We start from the raw sequence: 19,581 nt of genomic DNA on the forward strand, positions 1-19,581 counted from the left end.
GACGTCTACGTCAACATATTTATTTTATGGAATCAGACTACTTCCTGTTGACGTAAACGTCAACCTAAAATAACCTTACTTTAACGTAATAAAAACTAAAACCTCTTTTTAGTTAATACACCGTCAAATATAGTGAGGTTAAAATGGTTGAACGTGAAACCATGGAATTCGATGTTGTGGTTGTTGGCGCAGGCCCTGCAGGGCTATCTTGCGCAATTCGACTCGCACAACAGGCACAGCAACAAGAAAAAGAACTCATGATCTGTGTCGTTGAAAAAGGCTCAGAAGTTGGCGCACATATTTTATCTGGGGCTGTTTTTGAGACTAAAGCATTAGATGAACTGCTACCCGATTGGAAAGAAAAAGGCGCACCAATCACCACGCAAGTAACGCAAGATGATATTTATCTTTTTAAAAATCAAGATAATGCCACCAGCATTCCCCATATTGCGGTGCCAAAAACATTCAAAAACCATGGTAACTACATTGTTTCTATGGGTAACGTATGTCGCTGGCTAGCCGAACAAGCTGAGCAGCTGGGCGTAGAAATATTCCCAGGCTTTAGTGCCCATTCACTGATTGTTGAAGATGACGAAGTGAAAGGCATCATCACCGGTGATATGGGAGTTGACAAAGACGGCCAACCAAAAGACAGCTATATGCCAGGTATGGAACTGCGTGCTAAATACACTGTATTTGCAGAGGGCTGTCGAGGTCACTTAGGTAAACAACTGATTAAGCAGTTTTCACTTGATAAAGATGCCACCCCACAGCACTACGGCATTGGCTTTAAAGAAATTTGGCAAATCGATCCAGCTAAACATAAAGAAGGCACAGTCGTACACGGCACTGGCTGGCCATTAGAGAACGACACCCATGGTGGTTCTTTCATGTATCACGCTGAAAATAACCAAGTGGTGGTAGGTCTGATCATTGACTTAAACTACAGCAACCCGAATTTAAGCCCGTTTGATGAGTTTCAGCGTATGAAACATCACCCTGTATTTGCGCAAGTATTAGAAGGTGCCGAACGCGTCTCTTATGGTGCTCGTGCAATCGCTAAAGGCGGATTCCATAGCTTACCGAAAATGCATTTCCCTGGTGGTTTATTAGTAGGCTGCGATGCAGGTACGCTTAACTTTGCCAAAATCAAAGGTAATCACACCGCGATGAAATCGGGCATGTTAGCCGCAGATAGCATTATTGAAGCGCTAAGCAGTGAACAACCAGCAGCAGATTTAACCAGTTTTGCAGATAAGTTTAAATCAAGCTGGCTATACGATGAGCTTTATCAGTCTCGTAACTTTGGCCCTGTGATCCACAAGTTTGGCCGCATTTTAGGTGGCGCATATAACACCTTAGATCAAAATATCTTTTCGGGTTCTCTGCCATTTACATTCAAAGATGAACACCACGACTATGCCACGTTAAAGCCAGCTTCAGAGTGTGAAGCAATTGACTATCCAAAGCCTGATGGCAAACTCAGCTTTGACAAACTCTCATCAGTATTTTTATCAAATACCAACCATGAAGAGTCGCAGCCATGTCATTTACAATTGGCTGATGCAAGCATTCCAATCACGGTTAATTTAGAAAAATACGCAGAGCCCGCGCAAAGGTATTGCCCAGCAGGCGTGTATGAAATAAATGAAAATGATGCAGGTGACAAACAATTTGTTATCAACGCGCAAAACTGCGTGCACTGTAAAACCTGTGACATTAAAGACCCAAGCCAAAACATCACCTGGGTGACACCAGAAGGTGCTGGTGGCCCTAATTATCCCAATATGTAACTTTACTAAGCTGTATCCAACCTAAATTGCTGGGGCCTGTGGCCCCTTTTTATTACCACCTATAGAATCCAGCAAAAATCTAAATATTGCATATACTTAATCAAAAGTCGCAATGAAGAGCATTGAGCTATGAGTGGACACTCAGAAGTAGTATTTAGATTTTTAGCAGAGCCTACCGATGTCAACTTTGGCGGCAAAGTACATGGTGGCATTGTTATGAAATGGATAGATCAAGCAGGTTATGCCTGTGCCGCCGGTTGGAGTGGCAGTTACTGCGTCACCGTTTCTGTAGCTGGGGTGCGATTCAAACGCCCTATTCTAGTTGGGCAAATTGTTGAAGTATCAGCGCAAATTGCCCATACCGGAAAAACCAGTATGCAGATATTTATTCGCGTACGCTGTGGCGACCCACAAAAACAATCCTTAGTTGAAAGCAATCACTGTATTATCAGCTTTATTGCCATGGATAAAGCAGGCTACCCTGTACCAGTACCACAGTTTAAGCCAAAAACCGAAGAACAAAAAAAGCTCGAGTTATACGCGATAAAAATGAAAGAAATCGCCATTGAAACCGAATCTTTATTACAGCGCACCATTGAAGATTGAGCTTTAACTTAACTGCCACTACTTATAATCGCTTGAACATAGATAATCGCTGCCATACGCGCTACAATCGCGGCCGCCTTTATTTAAAGTAGTGACGTTACAACAGTGCAAAGCTATCAAATTCAACCGATTGGCTTTATCCAATCGCCTTATAAACAAAAGTTTGCTATTCCACGCCAACCTAGGCTTGTACCACAAGCAAAAGCTAAGCTGGTATTTTGTGAAGACTTTAGTCGAGAGGAATTTGTTCGTGGTATTGAAGAATTTAGTCACCTATGGCTGTTGTTTCGTTTTCACGAAACAGCCGACAAAGGTTACTCTGCACTGGTTCGCCCTCCTCGCTTAGGCGGTAACGAACGCAAGGGGGTATTTGCTACCCGAGCCACATTTCGCCCAAACGGTATAGGCATGAGTGCGGTAAAACTTGAAGGGGTAGAATATAAAAATGGTCAGTTGGCCCTATTACTTTCAGGTATAGACTTGCTAGATGGCACGCCAATTGTTGATATCAAGCCTTATTTACCCTACTCCGATGCAATGACGGATGCCAGTGCAGGTTTTGCAGATACGCGCCCTGAAACACCAATGACAGTCGAGTTTAGCGACCAAGCAAGTGATTTCCTCGTCAAGCAAACGCAATATCCCGACCTGCGAGAATTTATCACCAATGTGTTAAAACAAGACCCACGCCCTGCCTATAAAAAACAAAAACAGCAAACCCAGTTTTACGGCATGAGCTTGTACGAATTCAATATTCGTTGGCAAGTTGACGAACAACACAATAAAGTGATTGAGATAACCCACGAATAAACACTTTGTGTAGCGGCCTAGCGCTGATAAACTACGCGCTAGACTTTTGAAAAACAATTACATTACGAACGGAACCATCATGCGTACCAGTCAATATATTTTGGCGACATTAAAAGAAACGCCATCAGATGCTGAAATTATCAGCCACCAGTTAATGTTACGTGCGGGAATGATCCGCAAACTGGCTTCAGGTTTATACACTTGGCTGCCATCTGGATTAAAAGTGCTACGCAAAGTAGAGCAAGTTGTGCGTGAAGAAATGGACAAAGCAGGTGCAATTGAAATGCTCATGCCTGTTATTCAACCAGCCGATCTTTGGCAAGAATCTGGCCGTTGGGAACAGTTTGGTCCTGAGCTGCTTCGCATCACCGACAGACACAACAGACCGTTCGCTCTTGGCCCAACACACGAAGAAGTTATCACCGACTTTGTACGCAAAGAGATCAGCAGCTATAAGCAGTTACCGGTAACCTTATACCAAGTACAAACGAAAGTACGTGACGAAGTACGCCCACGTTTTGGTGTCATGCGTGCACGCGAATTCACCATGAAAGATGCTTACTCTTTCCATATGACTGAAGAGTGTTTAGCACAAACTTATCAGCGCATGCACAAAGCGTATTGTAATGTGTTTGAGCGTTTGGGGCTTGACTATCGCCCTGTTATCGCTGATACAGGCTCAATTGGTGGTAGCGTGTCACACGAATTTCACGTATTAGCAGAATCTGGTGAAGACGCCATCGCATTCAGTACAGACAGTGATTACGCGGCAAACATTGAAAAAGCAGAAGCACTCGCACCTACTGAAGCGCGGCCAGAGCCAAGTAAAGAGTTAAACACCTTTGCAACGCCTGAAGCCAAAACTATTGCCGAGCTAAAAGCCAAGCATGGTGTTAAGCCACATCGCGGCGTTAAAACATTGATTGTTTACGGTGTCCCTGATGAAAATGAACAACGCGGCTTAGTTGCATTGATCCTACGTGGTGACCATGAACTTAACGAGTTAAAAGCTGAGAAGCATCCGCTTATTGACTCACCGCTTGAAATGGCGAAAGAAGAAGATATTTTTGCAGCCATTGGTGCCTACCCTGGATCACTCGGTCCTGTTGGCCTGACCATACCTGTTATCGTTGATAGAAGCGCAGCAGTGATGGCAGACTTTGTTGCAGGTGCAAACAAAGATGGCGAACACTACAGCGGCATCAACTGGGACAGAGACGTTACTAACTACGAAGTATTTGACCTGCGCAACGTGGTTGAAGGCGACCCAAGTCCATGTGGTAAGGGTACTTTGCAAATTAAGCGCGGTATTGAAGTTGGTCACATTTTCCAACTGGGTACAAAGTACTCAGAAGCAATGAATGCAGGTGTACTTGGCGAAAACGGTAAAAACCAAATCATGACCATGGGATGTTATGGTATTGGTGTATCACGTATCGTTGCAGCTGCTATTGAGCAAAACAATGATGATTATGGTATTAAGTGGACTACCGCACTTGCACCATTTGAACTAGCGATTGTGCCAATGAATATGCATAAGTCTCATCGTATTCCTGAGATTGCAGAGCGCTTATACAGCGAATTTAAGCAAGCCGGTATTGATGTGTTGTTTGATGACCGTAAAGAGCGTCCAGGTGTAATGTTCAACGATATGGAGCTACTTGGCGTACCATATACACTTGTGATAGGTGAGCGAAACTTGGATAACAACCAAGTGGAACTTAAAAACCGCCGCACAGGTGAAAAGCTGATGCTTGATATCGAAGAAGCTGTTGCAGCAATTTCAGCGCAGATCCGAGGCTAATTCCTGACGGAATTAGCTATTTGGAGTGTTAAGTTAAGTCATGTTGATTGCTTAACCCTCCCTCTACTAAACCCATCATCATATTTCCTTTCATTTAAAATACATTTTGTAATTCAAAACACTGATTGCCATAAACAAAGTATTCCCTAAAACAAACTGACATGAGTTCTTCGCATACCTTGTACTGGTTATTGCCAATACCATGTATTTGCCTGTAATTGTTTAGGTTTATAAATTGATTCATTCTTCATATGAATAGTTACCCTACAAATCGTCTGTGCGTTTCTCTAAAAATGCGTTTTTGGAAACGTTCTGATTGACGGTGCTGGTAATTTTGCAAGGAAAATATGGAGCACACTATGTCTAAAGAAACACAAGAATCATCCGTCAGACCTTACCCAGAATGGCACGAGGGTGAACCTAATAAAGCACAATTTGGTATTTTACAAAAACTCCATGGTACATGGGTTAATTGGAAAGGTGGGCCAAAAGGCTTGCATACAACCTGTATGCCTTCACCGGGGACCTCTGCTGAAACCATCTTTGGCGTTTTTCACTTTAAGTCACAACAATATCGAGAGCAGCTTACGTTCACGCAAGTGAATGAGCCTGTCCGTAATCGTGCGGGGTCAAACGAGCAATTTAATGGTCCAGTTAAGTATGAAACAGCAATTGTCGATAATGACGAAATATTACAGCACTTTGAGAATGGTATGTACCTGTGGCTTGGTGATAACACCATGCCTTGGCAAGATAATGGTCAATATCAAAATCCACATACCCTATTCAAGCATCCTTCAAGTGTTGAGTCGGTTGAAGAAGATGGTGGTGCACCAGTAATTGGACCAGGAGAACTAGGTCCTCAGTTTGTACCACCGCATTCGATATCTCGTTCCGGGGTGATCCCGCATGGCACGACCATTCACCTTACGGGCAATATAACTCAAAGTTGCTCTTCGGACGAAAAACCATATATTGATGCACCACATATTGCAGACCTTTGGGAGCCACAGTATTTAGCAATATCACCAACAATGGGACTAAACCCAACGAGAGATTTCAAAGGTGCCACTATAGATACTAAACCCAAATGGACAGAAAAAAACCGCGAAGAACTCGGTCTTAACAGTGCCCAAGCCTATTTCTTGCGGATTTTCAATTATGATAAATTTGGTGCTAGGTACCCCTATACAGTACAACCAAACTTAACGCTCAAAGAATTTAACGACACCGTGAATTTTAAATCGTACGATTTAATCGAGTTGGACTCTCGGCACGATACGGGGGTTCAGGGGGCAACCGTCAACAATGTGATGATTGAGCGCTATTGTCGAGTAGTAAGAATGCGTTATCGCATGTGGATTGAAGAAGTTGAAATAGATGATTGGGAAAACGAAGGAAAGACCAAAAAACCATTCAACAGCTGCAATATGAACAAATTGTCGACTTTGAATTTATGTTCGGTTCAAGCGGTGAAACAACGCTGTGGCCTCATATTCAAGTGAATACACTGCGCCGTATCGAGGATATTCCCCCCAACGAGCGATTCGACCCGATTATTCTCGACGAAGGAACAAATAAAAACGCCGTTAAAACGGCTAATAAAATGACCCACAAGCGAGATTAACCACGCTTTAAAACAGATTATGCCAGTTGTATAGAGTCCTCACTGGCATAATATTTTCCCCAAATCAGTAAAATAGGCATTTATTCCTGTGTGGGAGCGTTACATGAGTACCGATACTCACACAACTAGCCTAAAACACTAAATTATGCGGTTAGCACTTTGTCAGGGTTTGTCGGTTTCGCTTACTTTGATCGGGAACAAAACAATCACAGCGAGCGTGCATTTCCATATTTTAGGGACATGGTAATTAAGACATGCAATGCTACTCATCAATAGACAAAATCAAGTCAGACAATTCACTTTCATCAATCTTAAGAAAGTCGAGAATATCCTCTTGTACCGCTTGCCACTCTGGGTCCTCTTTATCTGGATTAGCTTTTAAAAAAGCACTATGCCTTGCAACTTTTAAGATACTCAATAATCCAAGACCTGTGCTATCAAGTTCACCTGAACTAAAAATACCCTCTACATCGTGCATATAATAGATCACATAGACCATGATTTTGGGTAATCCCCACTGGGCAGCCAGTAATGAGCCAATGGTTGCATGGTTGGTTTTGTACTGAGCCATTTCTTGCACAGCGGCAAGATCCCAACCGCTTTCATCAGCTAATGAAATTATTTTTTCATAATCATCAAAATGCTGATTAAGAATTGGTACGCCGACAAAATGAAATAGACCGAGCATATAAGCATGGTTAGCCAACGATGGTTTCTGCAGCGCATTGGCGAGCACTGAGGCATATTGGGCAATTTCTGTTTGCGCTTCCCAAAAGTCGGCCATCGCTGAGTTATGTCCAACAGTTGACTTCAATGCCACCGCTTTTACCAGAGGCACTAAGCGTTTCAGGCCAAGCGTCATTATCGCTTGATCAATAGACTCTATTTCTCTACTACGACGAAATGCTGCAGAGTTTACAACCTGAAGTACAGCCGCTGAGATGCCAATATCCGCGTGCAAGATATTGGCAATTGCACTGATGTTAGGCTCTGGTTTTTTGGTCTCTTGAGAGAATTGGATTAACACTTCAGGGCGTGGCGGAATCGACACATTCTTTAAAATGCGCTTTTCTTCGTTTGTTAAAGTGATCGCCATTGACTCATACCGTCACAACAAAAAACATCATGATTAATGTATAGCCAACGGTGACTAAACCGTCACTTTTTTTCACTTTTGCCTGTACTCAATAGCCAAACTTTTAATTACTTGTCATTGAATAAGTCTCTATAATAGACGTTAATCCTTGCCCTTCTCCATGCAACTAAACGTGAAATTTGCCACACTCTTCTTGCGCTTGCTGTTTGTTTTTCGAACCGATCACTTTAAAACCCATATGCATCAAAGTAAGCACAGGTAACTTATCAACATTTGCATCTGCGGCTTTCCAACGCCACTTCAACAATGCAGCCGCAGCATAGTCATCAAATATCCCTTGTGGATATGATTTTTTCACTTTGTACACGATCATCTTGCCTTCATTGCTTATGCCAACTTCTAAGTCAACACAGCCTGATACACCGCGTTTAGCCGCGTCAACTGGGTATAAAGGCTCTTGTTTTTTTGTAACAACCCAATAGTCATCGATTAACGTCTGACTTGTATCGGAAGTTAAATCGATAAACTTTACCGGCCCTTTGCTTGGTGTGTTTTTTGTATGGTTTGTTGTACAGGCTACTAAGGAGAGGCTTAATAATATTGATATAGTTATTGTTTTACGCATGCTAAATCCTTGCTGCTTTTTTGCCCCTGTAAATAGGGCTAAAATTGATATCTTTACTAAATGATAAACACGACATGACCAAAACCAAGCTTTGAACACGGCTCAATCCAAGTCGTTAAAGTATTCTAAATCTTAGTGCAGAAATACGATATCACAAATTGTTATTTTTCTAACTCTAAAACAAAGCAGTAATCATACAGCCCTCGCCTTTTTAAGTTTAAAAGTATGCTATCCATTGTCTATTCACGCTTTTGTTTGTTTTATTTTTAATATCTCCAATATGTCGTAATTATGTAATGCTTTGTTCATCTAAGCGCATTAGTTTAGTTTTTATTACGCTTGAGGCCACTGACTATGACTACAACGTACTACCCGAGCATTTGGATCTCGGATGTTCACCTAGGCTACAAGGATTGCAAAGCCGACTACTTGCTAGACTTTTTAAACAGCACGCGCTGTGACGTGCTCTATCTGGTGGGCGACATTGTTGATTTGTGGTCAATGAAGCGCCAATTTTATTGGCAACCTTCACATTATAAAGTGCTTGAGTGCATTCAAGCTAAAGCAGAATCAGGTACTCGGGTGGTGTATATTCCTGGTAACCACGATGAAACGTTTAGAAGCTATGTGGGCAAGAGTCTGTTTAACGTAGAAGTGCACAAAACATTTATTCATACCACTTCACTAGGTAAAAAGTTTTTGCTATTACATGGCGATGACTTTGATTCAGCAACACGCTACAGCAAGCTGATCAGTATTGCAGGCGATGCTGCTTATGACTTTTTGCTATTTTTAAATCGCTGGACGAACCGAGTACGCCGCCTGTATGGTGGCCACTACTGGTCGTTGGCATCTTGGCTTAAAAACCGTGTTCATAAAGCCCGCGAAGCCATTAGCGCGTTTGAGTCTGCGGCAATTCATGAAGCTAAAAAACAGGGCGTGGATGGCATCATTTGTGGTCATATTCACCAACCTGCCATAAAAGTACAAGATGGCATTGTATATTGCAATGATGGCGATTGGATTGAGAATTGTACCGCGCTGGTCGAGGGTGAAAGCGGCCGTATTGAGTTATTGCATTGGTCTGATATTCAGCACGTTATTAATGTAGTTGAACTTGATAAAATAAAAGCATCAGGTGATGCCAAAGCAGCATAAAAGTGTGTTCTTACTTGCTGAAAATATAAAAAGCGCGATTAGTCGCGCTTTTTAATTAACCCGCTATCTAAATAACACGGTTTCTTTTGAGAACCACCTAACGCAAAAGGCCAGTAATAGAGCAGCAAGTCCTATCGACGTTAACACAATCATACTTAGCAATCCGTAATCCACCGTACCTTTAACAATTTCTTTAATTGCCAGTGCCACATTCGTGACAGGAATGAGCGCTGTTTTTGCATTGAGTACCATATTTGGCATCAACGAAATAACGATTGGCAAAAACACCCCCATACTTAAAGGGGCCATATAATTTTGTGCTTCTTTAAAAGTACGAGCATAAATAGAAATCGCTAATACTAAAGATGAAAAAATAGCCGCTATTGGCACCAACAGTGCAAATATCAGCATAAAATCAACGCCTGTAACACTTGAGAATGCTGACTTTATGGTATCAAGCTCGACAAAACTAATTGCAACCGAAACCCAAATAGCCATACTCAACACGGTGACAGTGGCGCAAGCTAAAGAGCTCAGTAAAACCGTTAAAAACTTACCAAGCACCAGTTGCGTGCGCGTGACGGGCGTTAATAACAAGGTCTCTAAGGTGCCTCGCTCTTTCTCTCCCGCGCCAAGGTCGATAGCCGGATAACTCGCCCCCATAAGAACTAAGGGGATCAACAGATATGGGATAAAGGCCCCGAGTTTTTCGCCAATGTTTTCACGTTTATCAGCAGTGTCAACTTTGCTAACTAAGATAGGCTGCAACATTGCTGCTTGCTTACTTTTATCGACTCCTAATGCAACTAATGCTTGTTCGCGCAAAGAATCAGAGAGTTCATTAGCAATTGATTTTAGTCTATCGTAGATAAAGTTAATGCTCTGTGCATCATTAAAAACCACTTGCCAACTTGCTTGCTCACCCTGTTCAATAGTTTGCGTTGGGTCGGCCTCTAAATATATACCGACATCAATCGCGCCACTTTGCACTGCTTGCTTTAAGTCCTCAATAGACAAAAACTGGTGTTTTCCATCATATTTCTTAAAGCTTTTATGGTAAAAGACCCGCTCAGCAAATTGCTCACTGTTTTGTTCATTAACGATGTAATAAGTATGCACTTTTTGCTCTGCTTTGAGTGCTGCCTGCGAGCCTAAAAACGCCACTAGCCCCATAATTACAGGAAATATAAGCATCGGTAGAGCTAACACAAAAAATAACGTTTTACGGTCTCTAACAAGCTCTAACAACTCCTTTTTGAATACTTCAAACATGTGCAGCTCCTTGTAACAGATTCATAAAGGCTTGGTTTAGCTCATCGCTCTTCCCTTGCGCCTTAAACTGCGCCACACTGTCGTCAAAACAGCTTACCCCTTTATCAATCACGCAAATTCTATCGCACAGCAGCGCAACTTCATCCAAGTGGTGTGTTGAAAAAATCACAGGTGTACCATTACTCTTAAGTTCTCGAATAAAGTTAATCACCGTTTGTGTGGTCATAATATCCAAACCAGTTGTTGGCTCATCTAGCACCACAACATCCGGCTGATGAACAACGGCACGTGCGATATTGGTTTTTTGTTTCATACCTGTTGAAAGGTGCTCTGCTCGTTTGTCTAAAAACTCAGTCATATCGAGCTTCTCAAACAGAGCATCGCATCGAGACTTAAGCTCCCGCCCTTTTAAGCCATGCAATTTGGCAAAATACTCTACGTTTTCTCGCGCACTTAAGCGCCCATATAAGCCAGTAGAACCCGACAAAAAGCCAATAGAGCGTCGCCCAATTAATGGCTTTTTAATAATATCTTGACCATTGATGGTTATTTGTCCGCTATCAGGTTTCAATGCGGTAGAGAGCATACGTAGCGTTGTGGTTTTACCTGCACCACTTGGGCCTAGTAACCCTAACACTTCACCTTGAGCACACGAAAAGCTGACGTTTTTTACCGAATGAAAATAGCCATCGTGCTCTCTTACGTCTTTAGACTTACCCTTTTGCTGATGTTCTTTGGTCAATTTAAAGCGCTTTTGTAGCGCCTTGACTTCTATCATGCGTATTCCTTCGTTTTGGTCTGAAATAGTCGGTATTGTTATAATATTCAGGGTCTTGGTTGTCGTCGCACCAAGTGGGTACGCCTAACAACGGTAACGGAGACAATGCTGAATTATCATCAAGCACGCCCTCGTTTTGTATCATATCAACCAAGCAAGCATCTAACGCGTCATACTGGTTTGTCAGATCCAAGCTAAAAAAGCACTCATCTACCACCACACACAACACTTTTCCAGTTAGGCCAATAAAGGGCTTCGTAAGCATTTCATAATTAGCATGACCGAATATAAATGGCTTAATATCATGTCCCCAACGCGTACGACTATCCACAAAAACGTCCTGCCACTGATGCGCCTTAAGTTTTAACGAAAATGCTTCATCGGTCATCGCAATAATAACGCCGCACTCATCAAAAAGAGTCAACGCATTGCGGTGTTTGCTGCGACGCTTTAAACCGTGCTCATTTATTTCATCGATATGACGTTTATTGAGTAATGATTTGCTTTTAGGAAACAAACTCCAGATCATGGCTCCAAATAAATCATGCCAATTTTGTTCTCTGGTTGGTACCTGCCCTGTTTCATAAATGATCTGCTCATAATAACGCGTCTCATCTTGAAGTTCGGCATCACTAACAAACTCAATAGGCTTAGCTTGATGGTTTTGTGTATCAACTAGACTGTTGAGCCAATTGAAGCTAGGCCAATCAGTTTGCTCGTTAAGCTTAAAAATTTGGTTCAAATGTGCAAATGCTCCGCCAGCTAATCTGTGCGGCTCAAATTTTTCAGGTGGCGTGAATTTTTTCATTACTAACTACATAAAATTCTTTGCGACATTTTACCCCAAGTTACTCCAAGCGCCAATGACAACTGAGCGCACCGGTCCGCTACCTGCCGCAGTTGCTCGAATATTTTTAATTTTTGTGTTTATACTTAGCCGTCTTTAATAAAAAACATAAGAACTGCTATGAAATTAAAAATGACTCTTAGCGCTTTGACTATCGCGGTGCTTAGTGGCTGTGCAAGTACAGCTTCTAATACCAGCGCAGATGTGCAAGCAGCTTACAACAGCATAAATGCCGAACAACTCGCACAGCATGTAAAAACACTGGCATCCGATGAGTTTGGCGGTAGAGCCCCATCATCAAAAGGTGAAGAGCTGACATTGGCTTACTTGAGCGAGCAATTCAAAGCGCTCGGTTATCAGCCAGGTAATGGCGATAGCTTCTTCCAAGAAGTGCCTTTAGTGTCTATCGAAGCTGACTCAAACATGACGTTAGACATTGGCGGTAAAGCATACCAATACAAAAAAGACATGGTCATGGGTACTAGCCGCATCAGTGCCCTTGAGTCAATTAAAGACTCTGAGCTGGTATTCGTAGGCTATGGCGTAAACGCGCCAGAGTATAACTGGAACGACTATGAAGGGTTAGATGTAAAAGGCAAAACAGTTGTTATGCTGGTGAACGACCCAGGCTTTGCTACCAAAGACGCAAGTATGTTTACTGGTGAAGCCATGACTTACTATGGCCGTTGGACATACAAATTTGAAGAGGCAAGCCGCCAAGGTGCGGCTGGTGCAATTATCGTCCACGAAACAGCCCCCGCATCATACCCGTGGAGTGTTGTAGAAAACTCTTGGAGTGGTGAGCAATTTGGTTTTCAAAAAGCCAATAACAACATGGACCGCGTTGCAGTTGAAGGTTGGGTAACGGTTGACGTAGCTAAAGAGCTATTTGAAAAAGCGGGTTTGAACTTTGAAACTGCCAAAGCCAATGCAGCCAAAGGCGCGTACCATTTAGACATGGGCGATTTAACTGCATCTGTGACGGTAAAAAGTAAAATTAAAACCTCAACGTCATACAACTTTATCGCAACCCTGCCTGGTAGCGAAAAACCCGATGAGCATGTGATTTATTCGGCGCACTGGGATCATCTTGGAACTGATAAAAATCGCAAAGGCGATCAGATTTATAACGGTGCCCATGATAACGCTACCGGAACTGGCGGCATGATTGAAGTAGCTGAAGCCTTTGCTAAATTGCCAAATCGTCCTAAACGCTCGATGACTTTCTTAGCTGTAACCGCAGAAGAGCAAGGTTTATTAGGTTCTAAGTTTTATGCTGCAAACCCTGTGATCCCAGCTAACAAAACTGTTGCTAACATCAACATGGATAGCTTAAATCTACTAGGTAAAGTAAAAGATATCAGTGTGGTGGGTATCGGTAAGTCGTCATTAGATAACATGCTGGCAGCTGCGGCTAAAGCCCAAGGACGCGTGGTATCTGGCGATCCAAAACCTGCGTCAGGCGGTTACTATCGCTCAGATCACTTTGCATTTGCTAACATGGGTGTACCTGCAATGTACGCAGGCGGCGGTACTGAAGCATTCGATGAACAAACCGCTGACTATCGCAAACGTATGAGTCTGGTATTACGTGGTTGTTACCATCAACCATGTGATCGCTACCGTGACGAGTGGGACTTAAGTGGTGCAGTACAAGACTTACAGCTGTTCTATCAAGTAGGTTACGATATTTCACAGCAAACACAATGGCCAACATGGAACGAAACATCAGAGTTCCAACGCAAATAATTGTGCAATAAAAAGTAAAAAGCCAACGTGTTAACGTTGGCTTTTTACTTTATCTAATCATCGCATTCATTAACAATACATGCGACTTAACTCTTTAAACCACTCAGAGGTAAAACCACCCCCTGCGATTTGCCGCGTCGCTTTATCATCTAACTGCTCTTTAGGCGGTTGCTTAAGTGTTTTTATAGTCTTTTTATTTAACTTGATTTTCATGGCCAGTCTCCTTTGACTCGTAATTGGTCAATTGACTATGAAACAAATAGCACACAATGTAAACACCTTGTAACTTAATACAGCCAGTTACCACTCAAAAATATAAGCCATCTTACTAATCGTTCTAAGCGCTACGCCATGCGTGTTACGCTTGGCATAAAGGTGTTGCATAGATTTGTCTTTTACTTCACCGACAATCACTTCTTTAACCTGATAACCCATTGCGGTTGCCGCGGTACTGTACGCCACAAACTCCCATTTTTTAATGTTGGTATTGTCTAAAATAACCAATGGAATGCCTTCACTTAGGCCATTGATAAAGCGTGCCAAATTTAAGTTATGGTATTCGGGTAGTTTAAACTTTTCGAAATGATAGTCACCAGCATCATTGTAAAAGTAATCATCTGTAGAACAGATCAAATATTGTGTTTCATCACCAGCAACCATTTCGTCCGCTAGTGTTTGCGCATAATGACTCTTACCACAACCGGGTAAGCCTCTCAAAATAAAAACTTGTTTCATCGACAATAACGTTACCTAAAGTCAGAAATATCACTTCATAAAATAAACGACTATCATGCCATAACTTTACAATATAATCATGGTTTACCGCTCCGGCGCGTATCATTATTCAAAAACGCTGCCAAATAGAACAAAAAACAACCAAAACACGAGGCTAATTCCATTGCAAACGGATTAACTTGTAAAAGAGTTGCAATTGAGTGTTTTTTTATTGCTTTATCAAAGGTAATATACGGTTCACGTGCCTGCACTGTTTTTCAGGTACAATCGAATAATTATTAGGTAACTTATATCATTGGAGTGAAGATGAGCCACATAGCGATAACGGAGCTACTAAAAGGCACCGTTGCGGTCGACAGCCAAGTAACAGTAAAAGGCTGGATCCGCACACGCCGCGATTCAAAAGCAGGTATTTCTTTCTTAGCCGTTCATGACGGTTCTTGTTTTGATCCTATCCAAGCAGTTGTCCCTAATTCGCTCAATAATTATGATGAAGTTACCCGCTTAACCGCTGGTTGCTCTGTAAAAGTAACAGGCGTGTTAGTTAAATCTGAAGGTCAAGGTCAAGCATTCGAAATTCAAGCTAATTCAGTTGAAGTACTTGGCTGGGTAGAAAACCCAGACACCTACCCTATGGCTGCAAAACGTCATAGTATCGAATATTTACGTGAACATGCCCACCTTCGCCCACGTACTAACGTGATTGGCGCAGTGACTCGCGTACGTAACTGCTTATCACAAGCGATTCATCGTTTTTTCCATGAACAAGGCTACATGTGGATCAGCACACCGATTATCACCGCAAGCGACTGTGAAGGTGCCGGCGAAATGTTCCGTGTATCAACGCTTGATATGAACAACTTACCACGTACGGATAAAGGGGATGTAGACTACGCTGAAGATTTCTTCGGTAAAGAAGCATTTTTAACCGTATCAGGTCAGTTAAATGGTGAAACATACGCCAGCGCAATGTCAAAAATTTATACTTTTGGCCCAACTTTCCGCGCTGAAAACTCTAATACATCTCGCCACTTAGCAGAGTTTTGGATGGTTGAGCCAGAGGTTGCGTTTGCAGATTTAGAAGACATTGCTAAATTGGCTGAAAACATGCTTAAGTATGTTTTCAAAGCCGTTTTAGAAGAACGCCGTGATGATATGGAGTTTTTTGCACAGCGTATCGAAAAAACCGCAATTTCACGTTTAGAAGAGTTTGTTGATAAAGACTTTGCACAAGTTGATTACACTGATGCAATTGAAATTCTTAAAAGCTGTGGTAAAACGTTTGAATTCCCTGTTGAATGGGGCGTTGATTTACAATCTGAGCACGAGCGTTACTTGGCAGAAGAGCACTTTAAGGCACCAGTAGTTATCAAAAACTACCCACGTGACATCAAAGCCTTCTACATGCGCCAAAACGAAGATGGTAAAACTGTTGCTGCTATGGACGTAGTTGCGCCTGGTATCGGTGAGATCATCGGTGGCTCTCAGCGTGAAGAACGTTTAGATGTGCTTGATCAACGTTTAGAAGAAATGGGCTTAAACAAAGAAGACTACAGCTGGTACCGCGACTTACGCCGCTACGGCACCGTACCTCATTCAGGCTTTGGCCTTGGCTTTGAACGTTTAGTTGCATATGTAACGGGTATGGGTAACGTACGCGACGTAATCGCCTTCCCTCGTACTAAGGGCAGTGCTACGTACTAAGCACATTCGTTGAATTTGATAAAAACCTAGGTGTTTACCTAGGTTTTTTTATGTGCAAAAAATACCCAGCAAATTGCTGGGTATTTATAACTTACTAACTTTATTTACTAAAGTTTAGAAACGACCTGTCCACTCCAATGAGAATGTACGACCCATTACAGCCGTTGTTACTGGGTATCTTTCTCTGTTAAACCAAGGTTTACCGTAGACGTAACTTTCGTCATTACGTGCTTTTGAGTCACGTAGGTTATTCACACCAAGTTTAACAAAATGATTGTCGTTAATTGAATATGTCACCCCTAGGTTATAAATTAACCATGGCTTCAAACGCTTAGCTAATGCTCGGCGATCATCTGACGGGTTACGTATTGGATCTGGGTCTTCATCGTTCCAACTAGAGCCATAACGTGTTTGCTGAAGTGATACGCTCCAGTCGTCGTTGTTCCAACCAAAGCGGTTATCCCAACGTGAACGGAAGTCGTTGTTTAAGTAGCTATCGCGATACTCTTTGTCGATTTTGTCACCTGGGAACTTTTGATCAACCACTTCAAGTACATGCGTGTATTTAAGATCTAAGTTAAATTCACCGTATGCGCCAAGGTCAAAGCCCGCCTTATAGTTAACGTCTACACCAGTTTGCTCATTCAAAGACTGGTTAATATATGTAGAGCGAGCCTTATCCACGGTCATAGCCACATCGGGTGCACCCACTGCGTGTCTGTCGATACGACTCAATACATCATCACATAACGCTTGGTTTTGCTCTTGACCGTTACGACATTTAGCTTCAGTTGTGAAGAAATGATCGGTATCCCAGCTTTCTACCTGATCTTCGATACGGATGCGGTATAAATCCGTCGTCAGGTCCATTTTGTCTGTAATGCTCCAAACAAAACCGATGGTTGCTGAGTAACCCGTTTCTTCTTTAAGGTTTTTGTTACCCGTTCTTTCACCTTGGAACTGTTGCGATTCACGTAGCTTGCCAGCACTGTTTGTATCACACTGATAAGCAACGGCTTCTTGCTCTGCTGCGGATAAGCCTGTAGCTTGCTCGCCAACAATTTGCGCACACTTGCTTTCTAACCAGTAGTCAGTAAATGTCTGATAAAAACCTGAAGGACCCGCATACACTTGGTGAATATCTGGCGCTCTAAAGGTGGTACCATAGTTAGCACGAACTAGAAGTTGTTCAAGTGGACGATATTCTAAACCAAGTTGATAAGTGAACGCGCCATCTACCGCTGTTTCATCATCATAATAATCGTAACGACCCGCAATACTGGTTTGTAACTCATCCGTTATTGGTACTCTGAATTCAACCGCCATACCATAACGGTCACGGTCACCCTTACCTTCTGTACCGGTTAATCCGTTACCCCAGCCTTTAGTTTTATCCAAAGTTCTTGGGTCAACATTAATTTCATAATCTTCTGTCGACCACTCGAGCGCCATCGCAAACGCAACAGGGCCCGCATCTAATTCAAATAGGTCGCCGGTTAATGACGCGTTTACTGTGGTAACAGATGCATCTGCACTTGAGTCATTCACTTCAACAATTGCATCTCGACCCGCTTGGTCTAATGGTTTCCAAAAGCGGTCAAAGTTAGGGTAGAAATCACTTGTTGTGCCCTCTAACGGGCTACCTAAGAAGTAAGCCACTGCCTTATCAGAGGCGATGAGGTTTTCATATTCAAAGCTGTCTGATGCACTGTGCGCAACTGACACTTCATAACCCCAATCGTCAAGTACTGTGCCTCTAAAGCCTGCTGCGGTATACAGCATTTCATCTTCAAAATGACTCTTATCGTCACCTACTTCGTTTGGTGTAAAGGTGCGACCTAAGTATAGGTAACGATCATTTGTAGCATCCCAAACCCATTGACCACCAAGTGCGACACCATCTGGTAACGTACTCGTTCCCCAACTAACACCAAAGCCACCACGGTTAGCCGCTTCACTGTCCCAATATAGTGCTTCAGCAAAGAACTCATGTTCGTTATTAATCTGGTACGTCAGGTTAGTATATAGCGACAGTTGCTCTCTATCATTGATGTATGAGTTATCGCCCGTCGTGTCTTTACCACAATAGAAACCGCGTGAAGGACGCTCTGACAAGTCATATTCATCCCATTGGTCACAAAGATTAGTACCAAACTCTTGTGGATGGATATATTTAAAGCCGCCATCAATCGTGCCAGCCATAATGCTACGCTCGTTTACACGTTGATACTCTGCCTCTTCGCTTGTTGCAGGGCCATCACTGAAATCATTCAGCCAATCACGCTCGCTACCTAACAGCATATCTTGCTTTGAGTATTCAACCGCATAGCTTACATTTAAGTCGCCTTTACCAAATCCACCTGCAATTGAAAATTTATTGCTATCGCCACCGCCTTGATCTGTTGTTGCATGGCGAAGGCGCACGGTAATGTCATCTACATCTGTTTTAGTAATGATGTTGATTACACCCGCAATTGCATCAGAACCGTAGACCGCTGAGCTACCACCAGTAAGAACTTCGATGCGAGAAATTGCTGCAGCACTGATCGTTGATAAGTTAAATACGTTGTTTTGGCCATTGAATGCGCGTGGATAGTTAGCAACGCGACGACCATTTAAAAGTACTAGCGTACGGTTTGCACCCATACCACGTAGGTTTACCGTTTCAGCATTAGGTGTAAAGCTGTTTGTTAGACCTTGGCCTTGCGTAGAACCAGTTGCTGATGACAGTGACTGAAGCGCTTCAAATACGTTATTGAAACCTTTAGCATCAATGTCTTCTGCGGTAAGCACAACGATTGGTGAAGGACCTTCCACATCAGCACGACTAATACGTGAGCCAGTCGTTACGATGCGCTCTATTTGCTTATCGGCACCTTGCTCACCCGTGTTTGCCACGGCGCTGTGACCTGAGAATGCAATTCCCCCAATTAGGACAGCCTTAATAGAAAGGCTGAGTTTAGACCTAATCATTATT

Annotated in this window: 16 protein-coding genes; 8 read left to right on the forward strand and 8 right to left on the reverse strand. The window is 42.6% G+C overall.

Translation table 11 applies throughout. From position 1 onward, the window contains the following. Window positions 1-143 precede the first annotated feature (143 nt). The 5 genes from HG263_RS01495 to HG263_RS01515 all read left to right on the forward strand — a co-directional run bounded on the left by HG263_RS01495 (window position 144) and on the right by HG263_RS01515 (window position 6,518). Window positions 144-1,793: an electron transfer flavoprotein-ubiquinone oxidoreductase gene (locus tag HG263_RS01495; RefSeq protein ID WP_171624318.1), complete on the forward strand. Its 1,650-nt coding sequence runs from the start codon at window positions 144-146 to the stop codon at window positions 1,791-1,793. 129 nt (window positions 1,794-1,922) lie between these two features. Further along, window positions 1,923-2,399, forward strand: coding sequence for an acyl-CoA thioesterase (locus HG263_RS01500; RefSeq protein ID WP_152085857.1), 477 nt, complete (start codon window positions 1,923-1,925; stop codon window positions 2,397-2,399). Between the two features lie 105 nt (window positions 2,400-2,504). Continuing rightward, entirely contained in the window at window positions 2,505-3,209 is a 705-nt protein-coding gene (tsaA, locus tag HG263_RS01505; protein ID WP_171624319.1) for a tRNA (N6-threonylcarbamoyladenosine(37)-N6)-methyltransferase TrmO, read from the forward strand. Between the two features lie 79 nt (window positions 3,210-3,288). Continuing rightward, complete coding sequence (locus HG263_RS01510) at window positions 3,289-5,013, forward strand: proline--tRNA ligase (protein ID WP_171624320.1); 1,725 nt, start codon at window positions 3,289-3,291, stop codon at window positions 5,011-5,013. A gap of 359 nt (window positions 5,014-5,372) precedes the next feature. Continuing rightward, entirely contained in the window at window positions 5,373-6,518 is a 1,146-nt protein-coding gene (locus HG263_RS01515; protein WP_171624321.1) for a peroxidase, FMP-type, read from the forward strand. A gap of 384 nt (window positions 6,519-6,902) precedes the next feature. Here HG263_RS01515 and HG263_RS01520 read toward each other — a convergent pair whose 3' ends face one another. Next, window positions 6,903-7,736, reverse strand: coding sequence for an HDOD domain-containing protein (locus HG263_RS01520; RefSeq protein ID WP_171624322.1), 834 nt, complete (start codon window positions 7,734-7,736; stop codon window positions 6,903-6,905). A 166-nt stretch (window positions 7,737-7,902) separates the two neighbouring features. Then, window positions 7,903-8,361, reverse strand: coding sequence for an energy transducer TonB (locus tag HG263_RS01525; protein ID WP_171624323.1), 459 nt, complete (start codon window positions 8,359-8,361; stop codon window positions 7,903-7,905). A gap of 354 nt (window positions 8,362-8,715) precedes the next feature. Here HG263_RS01525 and HG263_RS01530 point away from each other — a divergent pair, with 354 nt between their 5' ends. After that, entirely contained in the window at window positions 8,716-9,519 is an 804-nt protein-coding gene (locus HG263_RS01530; protein WP_171624324.1) for a UDP-2,3-diacylglucosamine diphosphatase, read from the forward strand. A gap of 63 nt (window positions 9,520-9,582) precedes the next feature. Here the strand turns inward: HG263_RS01530 and HG263_RS01535 are convergent, their stop codons facing one another. From HG263_RS01535 to HG263_RS01545, 3 genes are read right to left on the reverse strand one after another with little or no spacing between them, the layout of a single operon-like run. Further along, window positions 9,583-10,791, reverse strand: a complete 1,209-nt coding sequence (locus HG263_RS01535; RefSeq protein ID WP_171624325.1) for an ABC transporter permease — start codon at window positions 10,789-10,791, stop codon at window positions 9,583-9,585. Further along, complete coding sequence (locus HG263_RS01540; RefSeq protein ID WP_171624326.1) at window positions 10,784-11,569, reverse strand: ABC transporter ATP-binding protein; 786 nt, start codon at window positions 11,567-11,569, stop codon at window positions 10,784-10,786. The genes HG263_RS01535 and HG263_RS01540 overlap by 8 nt, the downstream gene beginning before the upstream one ends. Next, a complete protein-coding gene (locus HG263_RS01545; protein WP_171624327.1) occupies window positions 11,535-12,377 on the reverse strand; it encodes a DUF3025 domain-containing protein in 843 nt (280 codons plus the stop codon). The genes HG263_RS01540 and HG263_RS01545 overlap by 35 nt, the downstream gene beginning before the upstream one ends. 159 nt (window positions 12,378-12,536) lie before the next feature. Between HG263_RS01545 and HG263_RS01550 the strand changes: the two genes are divergently transcribed. Continuing rightward, window positions 12,537-14,165 (forward strand): M28 family metallopeptidase, encoded by a 1,629-nt coding sequence (locus HG263_RS01550; RefSeq protein WP_171624328.1) that lies wholly within the window; start codon window positions 12,537-12,539, stop codon window positions 14,163-14,165. A gap of 69 nt (window positions 14,166-14,234) precedes the next feature. Here the strand turns inward: HG263_RS01550 and HG263_RS01555 are convergent, their stop codons facing one another. Both HG263_RS01555 and HG263_RS01560 read right to left on the reverse strand, forming a co-directional pair. Further along, on the reverse strand, window positions 14,235-14,378 hold the full coding sequence (locus HG263_RS01555) for a hypothetical protein (protein WP_171624329.1): 144 nt from the start codon (window positions 14,376-14,378) through the stop codon (window positions 14,235-14,237). Window positions 14,379-14,465: 87 nt separating this feature from the next. Next, window positions 14,466-14,900, reverse strand: coding sequence for an AAA family ATPase (locus HG263_RS01560; RefSeq protein WP_171624330.1), 435 nt, complete (start codon window positions 14,898-14,900; stop codon window positions 14,466-14,468). Window positions 14,901-15,206: 306 nt separating this feature from the next. Here HG263_RS01560 and asnS point away from each other — a divergent pair, with 306 nt between their 5' ends. Beyond that, window positions 15,207-16,604, forward strand: a complete 1,398-nt coding sequence (gene asnS / locus HG263_RS01565) for an asparagine--tRNA ligase (RefSeq protein WP_171624331.1) — start codon at window positions 15,207-15,209, stop codon at window positions 16,602-16,604. Between the two features lie 114 nt (window positions 16,605-16,718). Here the strand turns inward: asnS and HG263_RS01570 are convergent, their stop codons facing one another. Then, a complete protein-coding gene (locus HG263_RS01570; protein ID WP_171624332.1) occupies window positions 16,719-19,577 on the reverse strand; it encodes a TonB-dependent receptor plug domain-containing protein in 2,859 nt (952 codons plus the stop codon). Between the last annotated feature and the right edge of the window lie 4 nt (window positions 19,578-19,581).

It is taken from the genome of Pseudoalteromonas caenipelagi (assembly GCF_013140855.1).
Classification (GTDB): domain Bacteria; phylum Pseudomonadota; class Gammaproteobacteria; order Enterobacterales; family Alteromonadaceae; genus Pseudoalteromonas; species Pseudoalteromonas caenipelagi.